Origin of the sequence: Pontibacterium granulatum, from assembly GCF_029961155.1 — a bacterium.
Lineage (GTDB): Bacteria > Pseudomonadota > Gammaproteobacteria > Pseudomonadales > Balneatricaceae > Pontibacterium > Pontibacterium granulatum.
Map to the genome: position 1 here is coordinate 1 of NZ_JASBRH010000014.1, position 17,424 is coordinate 17,424.

A 17,424-nucleotide genomic window follows, 5' to 3' on the forward strand; every position below is an offset into this window, starting at 1 on the left:
GAATAAAATTTGTTGCGTCCCATTCGTCTAGTGGCCTAGGACACCGCCCTTTCACGGCGGTAACAGGGGTTCGAACCCCCTATGGGACGCCATTCCTATCTAACGTTCTGTTTCCCAATATTTTTCCTGATTCCTTGATCCAGGCGAAGCCTTTTTCAAAATTCTGAATTAAACTTAAACATGTCCTTTCGTGTTGTGGTTGCATCCGCAACAGGGCGCTTGTTCCTTTCCTTTAACCATCAGGGTGGATGTGCCGACTACAACAGTGGAAGTGTTTGGGTCATGAAATTTCTTCGCGTTCCGTTTCTCCTTTCGATCATGTTGCTGGCCAGTGTTTATGTGCACGCAGGCAGCGTGGTCGTGAACACCGGTGTGAACGAGATCTCCATCAGTCGTCAATTTTTGCTGTCCGCTTTTGCTATGCGTACAAAGCGCTGGTCTGATGGCACGCCGATTCAGGTGTTTGTTTTGCCGGATGAGAATCCTCACCACGTCCGGTTCGTTAAATCGTCTTTGCATATTTTTCCCTATCAGCTGAGAAATATCTGGGATCGGGCGGTGTTTTCCGGTTCTGGTCAGTCGCCACATGTCGTGCAAAGTGAAGAGGAGATGCTGGAGCGTATACGGACAGTGAAAGGAGCGGTAGGGTATACCTCAAAGGAATTGGAGGGTGAGCACGGTGTTAAACAGCTCAAAGTTTATTAAGTGGTTTGCGTTCCCGATGCTGTGGTTGCCGCATTGGGCTTCTGCGTCCGGGGCCGATAGCTGGGAAGTGAATGGATTTGCGACTCAGGGTTTCTTTTATTCTGACCACAACAATATTTATGGCCAGAGTGAAGATGGCAGTCTGGATTTCAGGGAGCTGGCGGTCAATGGCGTATGGCAAACAGATAATCTGTTTTTTGCCAGTCAGTTGATGTCACGCCGTGCAGGCGAAGCGCAGGATGGTAGCCCACAGGTAGACTATGCACTTTTTGATTATCGCTTTGCCGAAAGCATAGATGGCCGTGCGGGAATCCGGGTGGGTAGAATTAAAAATCCATTCGGCTTCTATAATGAAACTCGTGACGTTGCGTTCACGCGACCAAGTATTTTGTTGGCGCAAGCAGTTTATTTCGACAACGCACGTGATCTGCTGCTCTCTTCTGACGGTGTATCCCTCTACGGTTCCCGTTATATGGAGCATGGATGGCTGGATATGGATCTGTTGTTTGGTAAACCCAACACAGAAACTACCGTTGAATACGCTTATCTGAGCCGCGATTGGCCAGGAGAATTTAACGACAGTAATGGCTTCATGTGGCGTACTGTCTACAATACAAGTGATCAACGCTGGCGTTTGGGGTTCACAATGGGACGTTTCAATCTCGAGTACAACGCTGATGAAGCCGCATTGGCTGCGTTGCCACTGCCTACGCAGATGATTGCGCCGCAGGATGGGCATATTGATATCGATGCCTATTTGCTATCTGCGCAATTCAACCTTGAGCATTGGAGTTTTACTGCTGAACTGTCGCGCCAGAAAGTGAATTGGGGAACATTGGACGGTATTTTTGCCACCGATCCGGAAAACCGGTTTGAGTCCGGGTATCTGCAGGCAGAGTACCGCATCAGTCCGAACTGGACTCTGATGGCACGTTACGAAGAGCTGTATCTGGATATTGAAGATCGTGACGGCCGCCAGGCAGAAGCCATACTGGGCAAGCCTGCCCATACTCAATTTGCAAAAGATCTGATCCTGGGAGTGGGGTGGCAACCCGACCCGCAGTGGTCATTTCGCGCTGAATGGCACAAGGTACGTGGTACCGCATGGTTACCAGAGCAAGACAACCCTGATCAGAATGCATTGCGCAAAAACTGGAATTTATTCGCGTTACAGGCAACCTATAGGTTCTGAGGCAAATGGAAGATCAAGTCGGAAGTCTCGACAAGCAGAAACGGTTTTTCAGCTTACGCTGGAAGACCTTTCTCATGCTTGTGCTTGTGCTCTTCGTGGTGCACTGCACTTACTCTTTTATTGCCTACCAGCAGCAAGAACAGCAGTTCCAAATGGAGAGAGACCGACTTAATACGCGCGATGTGGCTGTGTTGGAAGGACTGGTTTCTTCTTCCTATCAGCGACTGCTGGAGCTTGGGGAGGTACTTTCCCTAATGGCGATTGATCAGTACTCTGAAGATGCTGATCCGTTGGTCGCGCTTAGCCAGACAATCAACCTCAATTTTGACCGTTTCTCGCTGAACGGCTCTATCGATTCTATCTACTTGTACGATGATCAGGCTCGCCTCATAGAGGGACGGGGTATGACGCTGGCGCTGCCCAAGTCTGTCGTACAGGAAGTCATCATCACTGAAAAACCCATTCGTAACATGTATTGCTCGGTGGACTGTTTGCGCTATGTGGCGCTGCCGATTCAGTTCCGCGGCGATAATATGGGGGTCATGGTGGTCGGCCGTACCCTGATTGATGTGGTTTTATCCTTTAACCGCCAGCGCGGGCGGGATATCGGCCTTGCGTTCCGTATGCCACGGCATAGCAGTGAACTGCCCGAGTGGGGCCTGAGTTTTAAGTATCTTACCCAGAAGGGGCTGAATATTCAGGTGTTACAGGCCTTGGTGGCCCAGTACCCATACTCCACCGCGGGAGGTATGTATCAGGTTGAACTGAACGACCGCACCTATGAAGTGGTGCTCAGGGTGCCTGAAGGGGTGGCCAATGATGTTGCCTTCTGGGTATTGGTGGAAGACCTGACCGACGACCGGCAAGTGCTGTATCGACAGTTCTTCTCCAGCCTGCTATTGGCTGCGGCAGGCTTGCTGGTGGCTGCGGTATTGCAACTGACCGTGTTGCGTAACCCGATGAATCACCTGTCGCGTATCGCCAAACAGTTGCCAAAACTGGCGGAAAGCTCCTACGACGAGGTTCGTGAAGAGCTGAAGGACACCACCCCGGCAAAAAGGCATTACTACGACGAGTTGGATGTGTTGTGTGACAGTACGCTGGATCTGACCAATCAACTGCAGCGACTGGAAGTGTCGATCCTCGAGCGCACCCAAAAATTGCAGGATCGATCCGATGCCCTGGAACGGGAACGTGATTTCGTTAATAACCTGCTGGATACGGCTCAGGCGATCATTCTGACACAGGATGTGGACGGGCGGATCATGACCCTTAACAGCTGTGGCCAGGATCTGTTGGGCATTACCGAAGAGCAGTTGGGCCAGATACGTTTTTCTGAGCTGGGGCATACCAAAGAGACCTGGCAGGAACACCAGCAGCAACTGGAGCGTATCGAGAAAGGGCATTGCTCCCAGGTGCAGGGTGAGACCCAGGTGCTGGATAAGTTTTCTGAGCGACGCGAAGTGGCCTGGATGCATTCCCGCCTCACTACGCTGTCGGAGAATGCGCCGGCCCTACTGACAGTCGGAATCGATATTACCGAACGTAAATTTGCCGAGCGTCAGCTTTACTGGCTGGCTAACCACGACGTTTTGACATCATTGCCGAACCGACTGCTGTTTAAGAGCCAGTTGGAAGAAAATATCCGTACAGCGCATCGCAACGGTAATTCTATCGCCGTGATGATTTGTGACATCGACGGCTTTAAAGATGTTAACGATTCCATGGGACATGTTGTGGGTGACGACCTGTTGCGCCAAGCAGCTGAACGCCTGAAGTTTCATGTTGGTGACAAAGACATGCTGTCCCGTTTGGGAGGGGATGAATTTGTCATCGTTAAGAGCGACATGATTGCAGACGAAAACGTTCAGCAGTTTGCAGAGCCGCTCTTACAGGCGTTCCGTGAGCCGTTTTATGTGGACGGGTTTGAGATTTATACCACTTTGAGTGTGGGCATCAGTATGTATCCGGAGCACGGTACGGACTTCACAGCGTTAACCAAAAACGCGGATGTTGCCCTGTTTCATGCCAAGGACTCGGGTAAAAACTGTTGCCGAATGTTCAGTGAGATGATGGGGGTAGCCCGTGATGAACGCTTCTCGCTGGTGAACGACCTACACAAAGCATTGGATCGCAACGAACTGCACCTGCACTATCAGCCACAGGTAGACGCAGCCACCGGTCGCCTGGTAGGTGTCGAGGCACTGATCCGTTGGGAACACCCCGTTGCAGGCACGATCTCTCCGGTTCGCTTTATACCGCTGGCTGAGGAACAGGGATTGATTGTGGAGATCGGTGAATGGGTATTGTACGAAGCCTGTCGTCAGATGAAGCACTGGCAGTCTCAGGGATTGCACGACGTGAAAGTTGGGGTCAACCTCGCCGGTCAACAGATGATGCACGAGAACTTGCTGGCGACCATCGATAATGCTCTGAGTATCAGTGGCCTTGATCCGCACTACCTGGATCTAGAGGTTACCGAGAACTTCCTGATCAAGCAGCCGGAATTGTTGGTGCCGAAACTGTTCAAGTTGCGTGAGAAGGGGATCTCTATCTCGATGGATGACTTCGGTACCGGTTTCTCTTCCCTGAGTTATCTGAAGAAACTACCGATCGATACGCTCAAGATCGACCGCAGCTTTATCCGCGATATCGGTAGCGATAAAGACGATGAGTCGATCGTTAAGGCGATCATTGTGATGTGCCACAGTCTTGGCATTGAGGTGCTGGCGGAAGGTGTGGAAACCGATCCGCAGTTGCAGTTCCTGCAGGATCACAATTGTACTCTGATTCAGGGCTATTACTTTAGTAAACCGCTGCCGCCGCAGGAGTTGCTGGCCTTTGCTCTGGACCGACAAAGCCAGCTTGAACAAGCGTAAGCACCTGTTTCAGCAAATTATAGAGCCTCCAATAGAGAGGCTTTTTTGTGGAGGTTGTCCCGTCCTGAATAACGCTGACACTTTTCGAACAGCAAACCGGACGGTGTCAGGAAGTCAGGAACGAAACCACCCGGCAGGGATATTCCGTCGCGTTTAAATTGTTGGCTGTCGTCCCGATAGAGGTGTGTGATCTAACGTATAAGCAAGCTCAGGACCGTTATGGTATTCAAGAGCGTAGCTCCATGATGTAACCCGCTCCCCGTACCGTATGCAACAAGGGAGGATGCCCACCCAAATCGACTTTTTTGCGCAGGCGGCTGATGTGCACATCGATCACGTTGGTTTGTGGATCAAAGTGGTGGCTCCAAACCCGCTCCAGCAGCATTGCACGGGTTATCATGCACCCAGGGTTGCTGATGAAATACTCCAGCATCTGAAACTCGCGGCCATTGAGTTCAATGGCTTCGTCGCCGCGGCTGGCTTTGCCCGACAGCAGGTCCAAGGTCAGGGTGTCGAGCTGACGCAGATGATCGCTATCGTTGGCTTGTAGCGGTGTTCGGCGTGCCAGTATCTCGGCACGGGCAAGCAGTTCGCTGAACGCAAACGGTTTGACGAGGTAATCGTCGCCGCCACTGCGCAAGCCTCGAACGCGTTCATCCATGTTGTCCAGAGCACTGACGATCATCACGGGCGTGCTATTGCCTGCAGCCCGCAGAACTTGGATGAATTGCATCCCATCCATACGGGGCATCATATGGTCGGTAATTATCAGGTCGTATTCGGTTTGCTGGGCGCAGAGCAGGCCTGCTTGTGTATCGCTAGCGATGTTGGTCTGGTGACCGGCGGCGTTGAGGCTCTGGCGGATAAACTCAGCCTGATCGGTGGTGTCCTCGATAATCAGTGCCTTCATGGCATCCCTTCTGTGTACTCGATGATGGGACAGCGTGCGGATAAATCTCGAGTCGCGTGCTGCACCGATATTAGTAATCGGCAGATTCTGAATAATCTGAGTACTCGATGGCGGCACGTGCCTCATTATCCATCTATTCGTCCAGGGTTTCCGTCGCGATAACGCATAGGGAATCGCTATCGAACCGGCTATGCAGGTAGCAGTCCGCGCTTCTCAACAATGACCGAATAAACCCCTTCATCGTCGGGTTCGCAGTCCAGCTAGGCTTCGATAACCTGACCTGCAAAGCGGTCTTCGACTGTGTTTACCGCATCGCTCAGTCTGTTTCGGGGGATGGATTCGGAGGGGGCGCCCTGGCCGGTTCTTGCGTTCAGGATGATGAAATGTTAGAGGCCTCCGATAAATGACCTAGACGTTGTCTGCTTTGCCCGTCTGCAACTCAATGTTGTTGTGGATTGCCAGCGCAATTTCGGAGGCAATACGCAAAGCTTCTTTTCTGTTGAAAAAGAATCGCAGCCGACGGCTGCGATTCTTAGGGGATGTAGTAAAGGAAAAGGGTCTCAGTTCGTGCCAAAGACATTGGAGCGAGCAGCGAGGTAATCGAAGTCTTTTCCTTCCTCTTCGGCTTCGAAACTCATCTCATCCAGACGCTGGAATTTTTCGATCTCCTCATCCGGCATGTTGTGCAGGCAACTGCCACCGAAGTACCACAATAGGTCTCGGGCGATCAGGTGTGCCAGGTCTGGATACATGCGGAATGCACGGTCAATCACCTCCTGACCTTCTGAACGAATGTCGCCAGTACCGGCTTCAAAGTCCTCGATCAGGTTCTTCAGGTCGTGGATGAACTGTTCATCATCGGTAGCCAGATCTTCACGCGTAAAAGGATCATTCTTAATGAAGTTGTTATAGGCAATTTTCAGGAAATTCAGGTGGTGAATTTGATAGGGGGTCATGCATTTCTCCGTGGATAATCAACTTCACTGTGTTGCTACAGGTAGAGATGGGGGCAAAAATCCCAATTACAACGGTGATGAAAAAAGCGGGCTTTATGCGCAAAAGTGTCACCCTGAAAGGTATAATGTGCGCCTCCTGCTGGTAGTGGTCAACCACTTCTAGAACGAGGGAAGGTGCGAACAAGTCCCGTAGGCGCTCTGGCTTTCGGGAAGGTTCACAATTAAGGAAGCGCTTTGCAGTAATGTCCAGACCTTGCAAAAAGTGCTGACGCTGAGTGTGGATCTTCCCGAAAGCCCCGAAGGGCGAGCCCTTAAGCCTGTATCTGCGGTGTTGTAGTTTTTGTTAAGGGCTACGGCCATTAGCTGCAAACTACGCCTTGCATCTACAGGCTTAAGGACTTGCAGAGCACTCACGGGACTTATTTGCATCTTCCCAGGCAACGCCAAATGGAAAACAGTGTTGCAGCCGTTGAATGAGGACCGTGTTGCCCACACTATGCTGACACCAGCCAATCAGGACCAATTCATGACCACTGCGTTATCAATAAACAATCTGCGAAAAGTATACGGCAACGGCTTTGAGGCGCTTAAAGGGATCTCATTGCAGGTTGAAGAGGGGGATTTCTTTGCCCTGCTCGGACCCAACGGAGCAGGTAAATCCACCACCCTAGGTATCGTATCCTCTCTGGTGAACAAAACCGAAGGTTCGGTTTCCGTATTCGGCCACGACCTTGAACGAGAACTTTCCAAGGCCAAGATGTGTCTGGGCGTTGTTCCCCAGGAGTTTAACTTCAACATGTTCGAGAAGGTGATCGATATCGTACTGACCCAAGCGGGTTACTACGGTATTCCACTGAAAGTGGCTCGCGAACGTGCCGAGTTTTACCTGCGTAAGTTGGGCCTGTGGGAGAAGCGGAACGAACGCGCCCGCATGCTCTCCGGGGGGATGAAGCGCCGTTTGATGATCGCCCGTGCGCTGATTCATAACCCGCGCTTGCTGATACTTGATGAGCCGACCGCCGGTGTGGATATCGAACTGCGTCGCTCCATGTGGGATTTCCTGCAGGAGATCAACGCTGCGGGCACCACAATTATCCTGACTACCCACTACCTGGAAGAGGCGGAAAGCCTCTGCCGCAATATCGCCATCATCGATCATGGCACCATCGTGCAGGATACCAGCATGCGTGAATTGCTGGCGCAACTGAACACCGAGACCTTCATCCTGGACATCACGCCAGCCCAGCAGCAGGCTCCGCAGCTGAAAGGATACCGCTCTGAATTGGTAGACGATCACACCCTGGTGGTGGAAGTGGAGCGTGAGCAGGGCATGAATGCGATCTTCCAGGCACTGGAAGCGCAGGATATTCAGGTATCCAGTATGCGCAACAAGGCGAACCGCCTGGAAGAACTGTTCGTTTCTCTGGTGGAACAAAATCTGGAGCAGGAAAAAGCATGACCTCATCACAACTGTTTGTAGCTTTCTGGACGATCGTCACAAAAGAGGTGCGTCGCTTTACCCGTATCTGGGGGCAAACCCTGCTGCCGCCAGCGATCACGATGACCCTCTATTTCATCATTTTCGGTAACCTGATCGGTTCCCGCATCGGTGAGATGGGCGGGTTCAATTACATGGAATACATCGTGCCGGGTCTGATCATGATGTCGGTGATCACCAACTCCTACGGTAACGTGGTGTCGTCGTTCTACAGCACCAAGTTCCAGCGCAATATCGAAGAGCTACTGGTATCACCGATTCCACACTGGGTCATTCTGTGTGGTTACGTGATCGGTGGGGTTTCCCGTGGTTTGGCGGTAGGGTTCATCGTAACGTTGTTGTCGCTGTTCTTTACCGATCTACAGATCAGCAACATTGCGATTACCGTGAGCATTGTGTTCCTGACGGCGGTACTGTTCTCGCTGGGTGGTTTTATCAACGCGGTATTTGCCAACTCGTTTGACGACATCTCCATCGTGCCGACCTTTATTCTGACACCGCTGACCTATCTGGGTGGGGTGTTCTACTCGATCTCACTGCTGCCTGATTTCTGGCAGGGGGTGTCGATGCTGAACCCGATCCTCTATATGGTGAACACCTTCAGATACGGTATTCTGGGGGTAAGCGACATCAACGTCGGTTTTGCGTACAGCATGATTTTACTGTTTATCGTGATACTGTTTAGCGTATCACTGCACCTGCTGAAAAGCGGAAAAGGTATTAGAAGTTAACAATGAAGCAAGATGAATTACTAACCAGTTCCCCGCTGGGTCAGGACACTCAGTATGTGAACAGCTACGATCCATTGTTGCTGTTTCCGATTCAACGTGACCTCAAGTGGGCAGAGCGTGACATTAACCGGGCTGATCTGCCCTTCAAGGGCGTGGATATCTGGAATGCCTACGAGATCTCCTGGTTGAACACCAAGGGCAGACCTAACGTTCGCCTGGCTGAGATCCGTATTCCGGCAGATTCCAAATGCATCATCGAATCCAAGTCGTTCAAGTTGTACCTGAATTCCTTCAACCTCAGCCGCTTTGAGGCTGAGTCGGAAGTGGTTGAACGTATGGAAGCGGACTTGAGTGAGGCTGCCGGTGGTCAGGTGCAGGTGATCCTGTATCACCCGGACAAGGCACCCGCGTTCGGTCAGTTCACCGGTTTCTGCCTGGACAATCAGGACGTTGAAATCGACAGCTACAGCCCGGATGCCAGCCTGCTGAGCAGCGACTACGATGTGGTGGAAGAGGTGCTGTACAGCCACCTGCTGAAATCCAACTGCCCGGTGACCGGTCAGCCGGACTGGGCCACCATTGGTATCAGCTATAGGGGTCAGGAGATCGACCGTGAAGGTCTGCTGAAATACCTGATCTCCTACCGTGAACATGGCGACTTCCACGAGCAGTGTGTTGAGAATATCTTTATGGATATCTGGCAACATTGTCAGCCGGAGAGTCTGAGTGTTTACGCACGCTATGTACGCCGCGGCGGACTGGATATCAACCCGTTCCGCAGCAGCGAGAGCGATGATATCGATAACCTGCGCCTTAGCCGTCAATAATAAGAATCTACTTCATCGGAGTTTTAACCGCCCATGGATGCTCTTGAGTTACTGCACAACCGTGTTTCCTGTCCGCTTTTGCTGGAACCTGCGCCTACTGCCGAGCAGATGGATAACCTCTTTAAAGCTGCATTGCGTGCACCGGATCATGCCGTCCTGCGTCCAAGCCGTTTTCTGGTGGTAGAGGGTGAGCAGCGTGAGGCACTGGGCGAACTCTACCTGAAAGCTGGCCTGGAGGATGATCCGGCGCTGAGCGACGCCAAGCAGACCAAACTGCGTAATGCGCCGTTACGTGCGCCAGTTGTTGTGGTGGCGGTTGCCCATAAAACAGAGCATCCGAAAGTGCCTTACAGCGAGCAACTGATTACCGTGGGGTGTGCCACCCATGCCATGTTGTATGCGGCGCACGCTCAGGGTGTAGGGGCTATGTGGCGTACCGGGCCAATGGCGTACCATCCGACTGTGATGGCAGGCCTGGGTCTGGCTGAGAATGAAGAGATTGTTGGCTTCCTGTATCTGGGTACGCCGAAGGTTGTGCGTCAGGCGCCGGAAGTGGATACCGCGCCGTATGTAACTCGCTGGGAGGCGTGAGATGAGTGACTATCAACAGACCGCCGATGAGTTTCTGGCCTGGCTGAAGGGGCAGATACCGTTGATCAACCATATGGGGTTTAAGCCGCTTAAATACGACGGTCAAAGCCTGGAGATGGGGGCGGAACTGGCACCCAACGTCAATGATAAAGGCACCGGATTTGGTGGCTCACTGGCGACGGTCGCCACCCTGTGTGGCTGGAGCATGGTGACCCTGCACCTGCGCGAGAACGGTCGTGATGATGATGTGGTCATTCGCGATAGCCATCTGGAATATCTGTTGCCAGTCACCGATGATTTTACGGCCCGTACAGCGTTGCCGGATGCAGAAACCGTTGCTGGCTTTGATGCCCGGATGGAAGAGAAGGGGCGTGCCCGCATGGATCTGGTGATCGAGATCTGTCAGGGCGACAAGGTAGCGATGCGTCTGTCTGGTAGTTATACCGCGCTGGAAAAGAAGCGTTAAACAGGGCGTTCTAAGAGTTGTGAATAAAGCGTAGGTTGGCCATCGCGGAGCGATGCCCAACACGTTGACGATGAAAAAAGCCGCTGCGGAATCAGATTCTGCAGCGGCTTTTTCTTGTCTGGAGCGGACGAAGTGTTTAGTGAGCCACGCGGTATGCCTTAATGATGATTACCGGCTTCTTAGGTACATCCTGATACATGCCCTGAGACGTGGTTGGCAGGCGGCTGATTTTCATCACCACATCCATGCCCTCTATAACTTTGCCAAACACCGCGTATCCGGCACCGCGGGCACCGTGGTTGAGAAAGCGGTTGTTCACCGTGTTGATAAAAAACTGTGCAGTGGCGCTGTCTGGATGCTGGGTGCGTGCCATAGCAATGGTGCCTGCTTCATTTTTTAATCCATTGTCGGCTTCATTCTTAATCGCTTCGTTGGTTGTTTTCTTATCCATCGATTCGTTGAAACCACCGCCCTGAATCATGAAACCGGCGATTACACGGTGGAAGATCGTGCCGTTGTAGAAACCGTCGTCCACATAGCTCAGAAAGTTATCAACGGTGATTGGCGCTTTGTCGCCATCCAGCTCCAGCAGGATTTCGCCCTGGTTGGTTTCCAGCATAACCTGGGTTGTAGCAGCCTGAAGCAGGCCTGAAAAAGAAAGTAGAAATGCACAGCAGAGGCTATAGAAAGTGCGGATGTGCATGATGTTCTCCTGAAAAGTGACGGATATTGATCTAAGCTGATTCAGAGCTAATCGCCAATAGGTTAGCTGCTCTTGGTGCATATTCCCAGCCGTTATTGAGTTGTACGTTTTCGGTAGTAAAGATTCGGCCAGGCAGGCCGTTAACTATCAATGTTTGTAGTGCAGTTTAGGCATAAATGAGGGGATGACCTTATGCCACAAGTTCCTTTTGAGTTTGTTGCACTCGATCATGTAGTACTGCGTGTGCAAGACATGGACAGCGCGTTGCATTTCTACTCGGAGATTTTGGGTTGTTCCGAAGAGCGTCGTGTCCCTTCCATTGGATTAGTGCAGCTTCGAGCCGGAAGCGCACTGATCGACCTCCTTCCGTCGGATAGTCCCGATCACCGTTCGCAGAATATGGATCATTTTTGCCTGAGAATCAGGCCCTTTGATCCAGCTCGTATTAAAAAATTCCTTCAGGCGTATGCTGTAGGGGATGTAGAGCAACGTTATGGCGCCCAGGGTATGGGACGTTCGCTCTACATTTCAGACCCCGACGGCAATGTCGTGGAACTGAAGGAAGAGCTGCAGGACTAGCAGCCGAAGACTACCAATTACTATTATTAAAAATGGCTACCGTACCTACGGTGGTCGGAGTGCAAGCATGGGTAAATTGACGCTGAGAAACAAGATCCTCCTGTTAACGCTGGTGCCGTTAATTTTGATCATCATCGTGGTGATGCTGGTCACGCGGATGCAGTTGCAAGACCTGGGAGCAAAGGAAATTGCCCAGACACGTGATCACATGCTGGAGAGTAAGCGTGTTGCATTGCGTGAATACATGGACCTGGCGGTGACGTCCGTGGAAGAGATCTATAACAAGGCGGGTCCGAATGATGCGGCGGCAAAAGAGGAAGCGCTGAATACGTTGCGCAGTCTGGCGTACGGTGAAAACAAGGACGGCTATGTCTTTGTGTATGACTATGATGGGACCGCATTAGCAATGCGTGCGAAGCGTTCCCTGGAAGGGAAGAATCTGATAGGCCTGAAAGACGCAAACGGTGTGACGCTGATCGCAGACCTTATTGGAGCGGCCAAAAACGGTGGCGGATATGTGTCTTACATCTGGGAGAAACCGTCCAAAAAGATGAAGGTGCCTAAGCTATCCTATGCGGTGGGTCTGCCGAAGTGGAACTGGATGTTGGGTACAGGGTTCTACATCGACGACATCGAGGATCGTCTTCTGGAGATGGAACGTCAGGTAGATGACGAGATTCAGACCACATTGCTCTTCATTGTTGGTAGTGGCGGTGTGTTGGTGCTGATCTTCGGTGTGGTTGCGTCTGTGTTTGCCACCAGTCTGACCCGTCCGCTGAGCCAGGTGAGCGAAGCCTTGCAGGACATGAGCAAAGGTGATGGTGACCTGACCCAGCGTCTTGAGGTGAAAACCAGCGATGAGGTGGGGGTTCTGGCCGCTGGCTTTAACGGTTTCCTGGACAAGATTCACAATCTGGTAGGTGATGTGAAGCAAGCAGTGAACGAACTTTCTGCGGCTGCTACGCATATGTCAGATGTGGTCGCCAGCACCCAGAAAGGTGTAAATGATCAGCATGCAGAAACTGAACAGGTTGCGGCGGCGATCCACGAAATGGCAACAGCGGTTCAGCAGGTTGCGCAAAGTGCAGGCAGTGCTGCCAGCTCGGCGGGCGAAGCGGATGCCGCGGCCAATGACGGCCTTAAACTGGTCTCCTCTACCATTGAGTCGATCTCTGAATTGTCGGACGGTGTGAACTCTTCTGCCGACGTCATTGAGAAACTGCACGCTGATGCTGATCAGATTGGTACCGTAGTCAATGTGATCAAGGACATTGCTGATCAGACCAACCTGTTGGCACTGAACGCCGCGATTGAAGCGGCGCGAGCAGGGGAGCAGGGGCGTGGTTTCTCCGTGGTGGCAGACGAAGTACGCTCTCTGGCAAACAGAACCCAGCAGAGCACCGAAGAGATTCAGTCGATGATTGAAAAACTTCAGGTGGGGGCACGCCAGGCGGTAAGCGTGATGAATACCAGCCGTGACAGCACCAACGAAACCATCCGTCGAGCACAGAGTGCGAGTGAATCCCTGGAATCGATCACCTACTCGGTAGGTACGATCAGTGAGATGAACACGCAGATCGCAACGGCGGCTGAGCAGCAAACGGGTGTGGCGGACGAGATCAGCCGCAGCGTGCACCACATCTCGGATATCGCCGAGAAGTCCAGTGGTGATGCCGATCAACTGGCGGTGACCAGTCGTGAACTGAGCGCCATTGAACAACGCTTGATGGGGCTGGTGCAGCAGTTCCGCATCTGATGCACAGCCTGGCCTAGTGAGTGGCCGGTATCTGCAACACCAGCTTTTCGGGTGGTAGGCAGATCCGGTCGCTGCAGGCCTGGAAAGCCACGCTCAACCGGGGCGGCAGCAGGCTATTCATCTCCTGCTGCCGTCCTCTTATTTTTATCTCACCGGAATACACCGCGATAGGGTGCGTGCTGAACTCAACACTCAGCGGATGGCTCTCGGGGTACCGAATCTCGTACAACCCGTCCCCGCTCACCGCTGTTGCGATCAGTCGCTGGTCTCCCGGATCATGGGCATTGATATGCCAGCCTTCTCGCAGAGTGATCTGCAACTCAAATCCTTCCTCTTTCGCTTTGACCTCAGCTCTGAGCGCACCCTGGGCGCCGAACTGAATGGCCTCCAGCGGCTGGTCTAAGGTTTGTCCGTAGTGGGCCAACAGGTAACTGAAGCTGGCGGGGTATTTGTTTATCCGTTTCGCCAGTTGCTGCATCAGTTCAGTCGCACGAGTTTGATAGAGGAGGTCGCCGGTCCGTTGGGCGAGCGCCTGCAGAAGGGCGTATCCTTGAGAGGTGGCAGAGGGCAGGGCACCGTCATCCAGCGCGCGACTGCGCAGAGGTGTCAGCGTGTTGGTTGTGGTGAGGAAGAAGCCACCGTGCTCATTGTCCCAGAACTGCTCCTGCATGCGATCGGTCAGCTGCTGTGCTCGTTCAAGCCAGAGTGTGTCGCCGCTGATGTCATAGAGCGCCAGCAGCGCACGGCCAAAGGCCGCATAATCTTCCTGGGTGGCCGCGGCGCCCGGCTGGCCGTTACGGGTATCACGCCACAGGTGACCGTTGCGGTCCCGATGCTGTTGCCAGAGGTACTCGGCGCTTTGCCAGGCGGCAGCCAGGTAACGGGGATTACGCAAGGCATGTCCCGCCAGAGCCAAGGATCGGATCATCAGACCGTTCCAGGCAGTGATCTTTTTATCGTCCAGCGCGGGGGCGATCCGGGTTTTGCGAACGTTGTAGAGTTGCTCGCGGATTCGGTCGGTCTGTGCGAGCAGGTCTGTGTATGGCATCCCCTGCTGGTCGGCAAAGTCTGGCAGGGATAGCTCCAGGTACAGGATGTTGCGTCCTTCGAAGTTGCCGGTTGCACTGGTGTTGAACAGTGCGTGTGCCAGAGCTTGGTCTTCATCGGCGAGAACAGTGTTGAGCTCCTCTTCGTCCCAGATAAAAAAGCGGCCCTCTTCGCCTTCGCTGTCGGCGTCGGTGGCGGAATAGAAACCACCGCCGTCGGCGTACAGCTCGCGCAGCACATAATCCAGTGTTTGTTCCAGAGTGCGCCGATAGAGAGGATTGTTGGTCAGTTGCCAGGCATGGAAGTAGACGTCGCTCAGCAGGGCCTGGTTATAGAGCATCTTTTCGAAGTGGGGGATCAGCCAGTCGGGATCGGTTGCGTAGCGGTGAAAGCCGCCACCGATCTGATCGTAGATGCCCCCCTGCTGCATGGCATCGAGGGTGTGAATCGTGGTTCCAAGCAGCTGTTCATCGCGTTGCTGTACTGCTTGTTCCAACAGCAGCAACAGCACGGTTTCCTGAGGAAACTTCGGTGCGTTGGAAAATCCGCCGTTGAACTCATCGTACTGTCCCAGAAAGTAGTCCAGGGCTGCCTGAATCTGCTCATGCCCTGGCAGTGTGCCTCGGCTATCCGGCGACAGGGTCGTCTCAATAGTGGTGTGAATCCGTGTGGCCTGTGACACAACTTTGGCGTGATCCTGTTGCCAGACCTGCCGGACTTCATCCATCAATATCAGGAAACGGTCGGCAGGGAAGTAGGTCGCCGCAAAGAAGGGTTTACCATCGGGTGTCAGAAAGGCATTCAAGGGCCAGCCGCCCTGACCGCTGATCAGCTGTGCTGCGATCATGTAGATATCGTCCAGATCGGGGCGCTGTTCCCGGTCGACTTTGATACTGATGAAGTGGTCATTAAGGAACTCGGCAATTGCGATGTTCTCAAAACTCTCCCGCTCCATGACATGGCACCAATGGCAGGTGGAGTAACCAATGGAGATGAAGATCGGCTTAGTATTGTCTTGGGCGGTGGCGAGCGCTTCCTCACCCCAGGGGTACCAGTTTACGGGATTATGGGCGTGTTGCAGCAGGTAGGGGGAGGATTCGAGAATCAGACGGTTGGTGAACAGAGGTTGCTTCTGTTTATCGAGATGATGTGTGCGTGGTTTATAGGCCTCGCCTTGCGCTTGCAACGCGGTGTTCAATGTTTGCTTCAGGGCATCATCAATCGGCAGGCTGTAGCGGGTCATGGGTTGTACCTCGCTGTGGTTTTGGCAGCTGCGTAATTTAAGTCGTGTATGACCGTCTGCAGAAGCATCGTGGCGATAAAACGACTGACGTCGCGTCCATATTATGAACGCCCTTTACTGCTGTATGCGTGCCTGTCCCTGTTATCTATCGCAGCGTGCATTCATCACAGCACTTACTTATCACCACACTTAGTCATCACAACAAGGCGCAGCGGCCTGTACCGGAGGACATGGCATCGTTGCATAGGAACAGTAGACGCAGCAATCTCCCTTTTTGGGTGTCACTAATGCCTGGCACCGCGGGCATTGCCAGTACCAGATGCACGCGTTGGTTGGCATCGTTTCCTGCAGCTGAACCCCGCAATGGGGGCAACGTATCTCGGTCTGGAGTGTTACCTCTGTAGCCATCGGGGTATCAGGCGTCCTTCAGCGTGAAATAATCCAGCCAGTGTTTCTGTACCAATATCGGCAGGTACCGTTGTACGTCGAGGTCCAGCTGGCACAGCTGCTCAAGCGTGTAGCCTTTCAGAATAGCGCCCAATAATTGGGCCAACGAGTCGTTCAGCGTTTCAACGGTTACTTTATCCTGTTGATTGAGATGTTCCTGGTAGATGCAGAGCCACTCTTCGCCACCCTCGCGTGACAGATGGCTCATATCGCCTTGCTGAAACGCTTGCCAGATAGCATGCAGGGGCCAGCGGCTGTACATCAACCGGATGCTGGGGCAGGCGTGGAAGCAGATCTGCGGCTGGGCTTCCACAGGCACCGTATCCAGTTGGGCGGCGTTCAACACATAAAGATCTTCCGACATCTCGGAGTCATGCATCAACCACTCCAGGCGAGCGACCTCTGGTAGGACCGCCAACTTGTCCAGCTCGGGATGTTCCATATAGTGCTTCAGCAATAGAAGGCCGAAACGATCGCCAAACTGTTCGGGTGAACTGTCTTCGTTGTAATGGTTAGCGTAGGTCTCGCTGAGGAGGTGAAAGTAGGTATCACCCACCAGTTCATGCACCATTGGATACAACGCTAGTAGCTGAGCTTCGTTGTTTGAACCAGGGAGTGGCTGGGATGAGTAATGATCCATAATCAGGCCTCACTTGGTTTGGCCGACCAGGATTCCTTTCTGCTGGTGGATTCTTGATTACAGGCATGCCGCTTCGCATGCCCTTGTGGTTATCTATAGTTCAGCATAGCCACGGTGGTTTTACTTGCAATGTCGCTACGGTGGTTGAAGAATGACCAGAGGGCGTTTGACGCAGGACTGTCACGCACGCGCAATAGTATGAAACGTATGGAAACACCCGGTGCAACACCAGGGCCGGCAGGAGTTCAGGAGAA

16 protein-coding genes and 1 tRNA gene are annotated in these 17,424 nt (G+C 52.9%); 11 read left to right on the forward strand and 6 right to left on the reverse strand.

Annotated elements, in window-relative coordinates; translation table 11 throughout:
- Nucleotides 1-16: 16 nt before the first annotated feature.
- From QKW35_RS13585 to QKW35_RS13600, 4 genes are all read left to right on the forward strand, one after another.
- Nucleotides 17-92: transfer RNA gene (locus tag QKW35_RS13585), tRNA-Glu, on the forward strand.
- A gap of 190 nt (nt 93-282) precedes the next feature.
- A complete protein-coding gene (locus tag QKW35_RS13590; RefSeq protein WP_282353878.1) occupies nt 283-705 on the forward strand; it encodes a hypothetical protein in 423 nt (140 codons plus the stop codon).
- Nucleotides 671-1,897: a porin gene (locus QKW35_RS13595; RefSeq protein WP_282353880.1), complete on the forward strand. Its 1,227-nt coding sequence runs from the start codon at nt 671-673 to the stop codon at nt 1,895-1,897. Before QKW35_RS13590 ends, QKW35_RS13595 begins: the two co-directional genes overlap by 35 nt.
- A 5-nt stretch (nt 1,898-1,902) precedes the next feature.
- Complete coding sequence (locus tag QKW35_RS13600; RefSeq protein ID WP_282353883.1) at nt 1,903-4,776, forward strand: bifunctional diguanylate cyclase/phosphodiesterase; 2,874 nt, start codon at nt 1,903-1,905, stop codon at nt 4,774-4,776.
- A 226-nt stretch (nt 4,777-5,002) separates the two neighbouring features.
- Here QKW35_RS13600 and QKW35_RS13605 read toward each other — a convergent pair whose 3' ends face one another.
- Both QKW35_RS13605 and QKW35_RS13610 read right to left on the reverse strand, forming a co-directional pair.
- Nucleotides 5,003-5,686 carry a response regulator transcription factor gene (locus QKW35_RS13605; protein WP_282353885.1) on the reverse strand — a complete coding sequence of 228 codons (684 nt, stop codon included), beginning with the start codon at nt 5,684-5,686 and terminating at the stop codon, nt 5,003-5,005.
- A gap of 560 nt (nt 5,687-6,246) precedes the next feature.
- Complete coding sequence (locus QKW35_RS13610; RefSeq protein ID WP_282353888.1) at nt 6,247-6,642, reverse strand: PA2817 family protein; 396 nt, start codon at nt 6,640-6,642, stop codon at nt 6,247-6,249.
- Nucleotides 6,643-7,168: 526 nt separating this feature from the next.
- Here QKW35_RS13610 and QKW35_RS13615 point away from each other — a divergent pair.
- Genes QKW35_RS13615 through QKW35_RS13635 form a run of 5 tightly spaced genes read left to right on the forward strand, consistent with a single transcriptional unit; the run spans nt 7,169 to nt 10,755 of the window.
- Nucleotides 7,169-8,101, forward strand: coding sequence for an ABC transporter ATP-binding protein (locus QKW35_RS13615; RefSeq protein ID WP_282354035.1), 933 nt, complete (start codon nt 7,169-7,171; stop codon nt 8,099-8,101).
- Nucleotides 8,098-8,871: an ABC transporter permease gene (locus QKW35_RS13620; RefSeq protein WP_282353889.1), complete on the forward strand. Its 774-nt coding sequence runs from the start codon at nt 8,098-8,100 to the stop codon at nt 8,869-8,871. Before QKW35_RS13615 ends, QKW35_RS13620 begins: the two co-directional genes overlap by 4 nt.
- A 2-nt stretch (nt 8,872-8,873) precedes the next feature.
- On the forward strand, nt 8,874-9,698 hold the full coding sequence (gene queF, locus QKW35_RS13625; RefSeq protein WP_282353891.1) for an NADPH-dependent 7-cyano-7-deazaguanine reductase QueF: 825 nt from the start codon (nt 8,874-8,876) through the stop codon (nt 9,696-9,698).
- Nucleotides 9,699-9,731: 33 nt separating this feature from the next.
- Entirely contained in the window at nt 9,732-10,289 is a 558-nt protein-coding gene (locus QKW35_RS13630; protein WP_282353892.1) for a nitroreductase family protein, read from the forward strand.
- Between the two features lies 1 nt (nt 10,290).
- The gene (locus tag QKW35_RS13635) at nt 10,291-10,755 is read left to right on the forward strand and encodes a YiiD C-terminal domain-containing protein (RefSeq protein WP_282353895.1); all 465 of its coding nucleotides are present in this window, start codon (nt 10,291-10,293) and stop codon (nt 10,753-10,755) included.
- Nucleotides 10,756-10,891: 136 nt separating this feature from the next.
- Here the strand turns inward: QKW35_RS13635 and QKW35_RS13640 are convergent, their stop codons facing one another.
- On the reverse strand, nt 10,892-11,458 hold the full coding sequence (locus tag QKW35_RS13640) for a peptidylprolyl isomerase (protein ID WP_425608006.1): 567 nt from the start codon (nt 11,456-11,458) through the stop codon (nt 10,892-10,894).
- Nucleotides 11,459-11,650: 192 nt separating this feature from the next.
- On the opposite strand from QKW35_RS13640, the gene QKW35_RS13645 reads away from it, so the two are divergent.
- Nucleotides 11,651-12,037 carry a VOC family protein gene (locus QKW35_RS13645; protein WP_282353897.1) on the forward strand — a complete coding sequence of 129 codons (387 nt, stop codon included), beginning with the start codon at nt 11,651-11,653 and terminating at the stop codon, nt 12,035-12,037.
- A gap of 67 nt (nt 12,038-12,104) precedes the next feature.
- Nucleotides 12,105-13,793, forward strand: coding sequence for a methyl-accepting chemotaxis protein (locus QKW35_RS13650; protein ID WP_282353899.1), 1,689 nt, complete (start codon nt 12,105-12,107; stop codon nt 13,791-13,793).
- Between the two features lie 13 nt (nt 13,794-13,806).
- Here the strand turns inward: QKW35_RS13650 and QKW35_RS13655 are convergent, their stop codons facing one another.
- The 3 genes from QKW35_RS13655 to QKW35_RS13665 all read right to left on the reverse strand — a co-directional run bounded on the left by QKW35_RS13655 (nt 13,807) and on the right by QKW35_RS13665 (nt 17,170).
- Nucleotides 13,807-16,083, reverse strand: a complete 2,277-nt coding sequence (locus tag QKW35_RS13655; RefSeq protein WP_282353901.1) for a thioredoxin domain-containing protein — start codon at nt 16,081-16,083, stop codon at nt 13,807-13,809.
- 189 nt (nt 16,084-16,272) lie between these two features.
- Nucleotides 16,273-16,491: a GDCCVxC domain-containing (seleno)protein gene (locus QKW35_RS13660; RefSeq protein ID WP_282353904.1), complete on the reverse strand. Its 219-nt coding sequence runs from the start codon at nt 16,489-16,491 to the stop codon at nt 16,273-16,275.
- A gap of 7 nt (nt 16,492-16,498) precedes the next feature.
- Nucleotides 16,499-17,170: a hypothetical protein gene (locus QKW35_RS13665; RefSeq protein ID WP_282353906.1), complete on the reverse strand. Its 672-nt coding sequence runs from the start codon at nt 17,168-17,170 to the stop codon at nt 16,499-16,501.
- Nucleotides 17,171-17,424 lie beyond the last annotated feature (254 nt).

Bases quoted from the DNA above. Each gene is read 5' to 3' on its own strand.
- QKW35_RS13590 (WP_282353878.1), top strand. From the start codon at position 283: ATGAAATTTCTTCGCGTTCCGTTTCTCCTTTCGATCATGTTGCTGGCC.
- QKW35_RS13600 (WP_282353883.1), top strand. From the start codon at position 1,903: ATGGAAGATCAAGTCGGAAGTCTCGACAAGCAGAAACGGTTTTTCAGC.
- QKW35_RS13605 (WP_282353885.1), bottom strand. From the start codon at position 5,686: ATGAAGGCACTGATTATCGAGGACACCACCGATCAGGCTGAGTTTATC.
- QKW35_RS13610 (WP_282353888.1), bottom strand. From the start codon at position 6,642: ATGACCCCCTATCAAATTCACCACCTGAATTTCCTGAAAATTGCCTAT.
- QKW35_RS13615 (WP_282354035.1), top strand. From the start codon at position 7,169: ATGACCACTGCGTTATCAATAAACAATCTGCGAAAAGTATACGGCAAC.
- QKW35_RS13620 (WP_282353889.1), top strand. From the start codon at position 8,098: ATGACCTCATCACAACTGTTTGTAGCTTTCTGGACGATCGTCACAAAA.
- queF (WP_282353891.1), top strand. From the start codon at position 8,874: ATGAAGCAAGATGAATTACTAACCAGTTCCCCGCTGGGTCAGGACACT.
- QKW35_RS13630 (WP_282353892.1), top strand. From the start codon at position 9,732: ATGGATGCTCTTGAGTTACTGCACAACCGTGTTTCCTGTCCGCTTTTG.
- QKW35_RS13635 (WP_282353895.1), top strand. From the start codon at position 10,291: ATGAGTGACTATCAACAGACCGCCGATGAGTTTCTGGCCTGGCTGAAG.
- QKW35_RS13640 (WP_425608006.1), bottom strand. From the start codon at position 11,458: ATGCACATCCGCACTTTCTATAGCCTCTGCTGTGCATTTCTACTTTCT.
- QKW35_RS13645 (WP_282353897.1), top strand. From the start codon at position 11,651: ATGCCACAAGTTCCTTTTGAGTTTGTTGCACTCGATCATGTAGTACTG.
- QKW35_RS13650 (WP_282353899.1), top strand. From the start codon at position 12,105: ATGGGTAAATTGACGCTGAGAAACAAGATCCTCCTGTTAACGCTGGTG.
- QKW35_RS13655 (WP_282353901.1), bottom strand. From the start codon at position 16,083: ATGACCCGCTACAGCCTGCCGATTGATGATGCCCTGAAGCAAACATTG.
- QKW35_RS13660 (WP_282353904.1), bottom strand. From the start codon at position 16,491: ATGGCTACAGAGGTAACACTCCAGACCGAGATACGTTGCCCCCATTGC.
- QKW35_RS13665 (WP_282353906.1), bottom strand. From the start codon at position 17,170: ATGGATCATTACTCATCCCAGCCACTCCCTGGTTCAAACAACGAAGCT.